Origin of the sequence: Nisaea sp. (assembly GCF_017640745.1) — a bacterium.
In the GTDB taxonomy this organism is placed as follows: domain Bacteria; phylum Pseudomonadota; class Alphaproteobacteria; order Thalassobaculales; family Thalassobaculaceae; genus Nisaea.
Genome location: NZ_JAEPQA010000063.1, coordinates 1 through 2,468, shown reverse-complemented (window position 1 = coordinate 2,468; position 2,468 = coordinate 1). Strand labels below are relative to the sequence as shown.

Here is a 2,468-nt window from a genome sequence, read left to right as displayed (position 1 = left end):
GAACATGATCACGGGCGCGGCGCAGATGGACGGCGCGATCCTGGTTGTGTCTGCGGCGGACGGGCCGATGCCGCAGACCCGCGAGCACATTCTGCTGGCGCGTCAGGTTGGTGTTCCGGCGCTGGTGGTTTTCCTGAACAAGGTTGACCAGGTTGACGACGAGGAGCTCCTGGAGCTTGTCGAGCTTGAGGTTCGCGAGCTTCTGTCGGCTTATGAGTTCCCTGGCGACGACATTCCGATCATCAAGGGCTCGGCGCTTGCGGCGCTTGAGGATTCGAACGACGAGATCGGCAAGAAGGCGGTTCTTGAGCTGATGGCGGCGGTTGACGAGTACATCCCGCAGCCTGAGCGTCCGAAGGATCTGTCGTTCCTGATGCCGATTGAGGACGTTTTCTCGATTTCGGGTCGCGGCACGGTTGTGACGGGCCGAGTTGAGCAGGGCATCCTGAAGGTCGGCGACGAGGTTGAGATTGTCGGCATCCGTCCGACGACGAAGACGGTCTGCACGGGCGTTGAGATGTTCCGGAAGCTTCTGGACCAGGGCGAGGCGGGCGACAATATCGGCGCGCTGCTGCGTGGGACGAAGCGTGACGACGTTGAGCGTGGCCAGGTTCTGGCGAAGCCGGGATCGATCAAGCCGCACACGAAGTTCAAGGCGGAAGCGTACATCCTGACGAAGGAAGAGGGTGGCCGTCACACGCCGTTCTTCGCGAACTACCGTCCGCAGTTTTACTTCCGGACGACGGACGTGACCGGGATGGTCGCGCTTCCGGAGGGGACGGAGATGGTGATGCCGGGCGACAATGTCGCGCTTGAGGTTGAGCTGATTGCGCCGATTGCGATGGACGAGGGTCTGCGCTTCGCGATCCGCGAAGGCGGCCGCACCGTCGGTGCCGGCGTCGTCGCCACCATCATCGAGTAAGTGAGTTTCAGGCAGGCAGCCGGTAGGAAATAGGACCGAACGTCATGGACAGTCAAAATATTCGTATCCGCCTCAAGGCGTTCGATCATCGGGTGCTGGACCAGTCGACCGGTGAGATCGTCAGCACGGCGAAGCGGACTGGTGCGCAGGTGCGGGGACCGATTCCCCTGCCGACGCGGATCGAGAAGTTCACCGTTCTGCGCTCGCCGCATATCGACAAGAAGTCTCGCGAGCAGTTTGAGATCCGCACCCACAAGCGGCTTCTCGACATCGTCGACCCGACCCCGCAGACCGTGGACGCGCTGATGAAGCTCGACCTGGCAGCGGGTGTCGACGTCGAGATCAAGATTTAAAGCGGGTAGAGGGAGACCGGAAGCCATGCGTACCGGACTGATCGGGCGGAAGCTCGGCATGACCCGGATGTTCGCCGAGGATGGCCGGCATGTGCCGGTGACCGTCGTCCATGTCGAACAGTGCCAGGTCGTTGCCCAGCGGACCCAGGAGCGCGACGGCTACACCGCGCTGCAGGTCGGCGTCGGCAAGGCGAAGTCCAAGAACGTGACCAAGCCGATGCGCGGTCACTTCGCCAACGCCGAGGTCGAGCCGAAGATGCGGCTCGCCGAGTTTCGCGTTGCCGACGACGCGCTTGTCGACGTCGGCTCTGAGATCACCGCCGACCATTTCGTCGCCGGCCAGTATGTCGATGTCGTCGGAACGTCAATCGGTAAGGGGTTCCAGGGCGCGATGAAGCGGCACCACTTCAGCGGCCTCCGGGCGACGCACGGTGTCTCGATCTCGCACCGCTCGCACGGCTCCACGGGTCAGTGCCAGGACCCGGGCCGTGTGTTCAAGGGCAAGAAGATGGCCGGCCATATGGGCGCCGTCCGGGTCACCCAGCAGAATCTCGAGGTGGTCTCCACCGATGTCGAGAAGGGGCTGGTCCTGGTGCGGGGCGCGGTTCCCGGATCCAAGGGTTCCTGGGTTCTGCTGTCCGATGCCAAGAAGAAGAAGCGTCCGGACGACGCGCCCTATCCGGCAGCGGTCCGGCAGGCCGACGCGCCGGCTCCCGAGGTCGAGCCGGAAGTCGCGGCCAGCGAAGTAAACGATGCGGCGCCGGCTGATGGCGCCGAGAGCGAGGCGTAAGACGATGGAAGTCACGGTCAAGAACCTCGACTCCGGTGATGCCGGGAAGCTGACGCTCGACGACGCCGTTTTCGGTGTCGAGCCGCGCAGCGACATCCTGCACCGGGTCGTGCGCTGGCAGCAGGCGAAGCGCCGCGCCGGCACGCACAAGACCAAAGGGGTCTCGGAGATCAGCGGCACCGGCAAGAAGCCGTATCGCCAGAAGGGAACCGGCCGCGCCCGTCAGGGCTCGCTGCGCGCCTCCCAGTTCCGCGGCGGTCAGACCGTTTTCGGTCCGGTTCCGCGCAGCCACGCCCATGATCTTCCGAAGAAGGTCCGGCGTCTCGGTCTCAAGATGGCCCTCTCCGACAAGGTGCGGGAAGGCAAGCTGATTGTCGTCGACAGCGTTGCGATGGACAGCCCC

4 protein-coding genes are annotated in these 2,468 nt (G+C 64.2%); all 4 read left to right on the top strand.

The genetic code is table 11. The features are described from left to right. Positions 1-922, top strand: a 922-nt coding sequence (gene tuf / locus JJ959_RS21230; RefSeq protein WP_292888469.1) for an elongation factor Tu, incomplete at its 5' end; no start/stop codon positions are given. A 44-nt stretch (positions 923-966) separates the two neighbouring features. Further along, positions 967-1,275, top strand: a complete 309-nt coding sequence (gene rpsJ / locus JJ959_RS21225; RefSeq protein ID WP_292888467.1) for a 30S ribosomal protein S10 — start codon at positions 967-969, stop codon at positions 1,273-1,275. 25 nt (positions 1,276-1,300) lie between these two features. Then, positions 1,301-2,065, top strand: a complete 765-nt coding sequence (rplC, locus tag JJ959_RS21220; protein WP_292888465.1) for a 50S ribosomal protein L3 — start codon at positions 1,301-1,303, stop codon at positions 2,063-2,065. A gap of 4 nt (positions 2,066-2,069) precedes the next feature. Continuing rightward, the coding region (gene rplD / locus JJ959_RS21215; RefSeq protein WP_292888462.1) for a 50S ribosomal protein L4 at positions 2,070-2,468 on the top strand (399 nt) is incomplete at its 3' end.

Coding starts and splice junctions, on each gene's coding strand:
- rpsJ (WP_292888467.1), top strand. CDS start 967: ATGGACAGTCAAAATATTCGTATCCGCCTCAAGGCGTTCGATCATCGG.
- rplC (WP_292888465.1), top strand. CDS start 1,301: ATGCGTACCGGACTGATCGGGCGGAAGCTCGGCATGACCCGGATGTTC.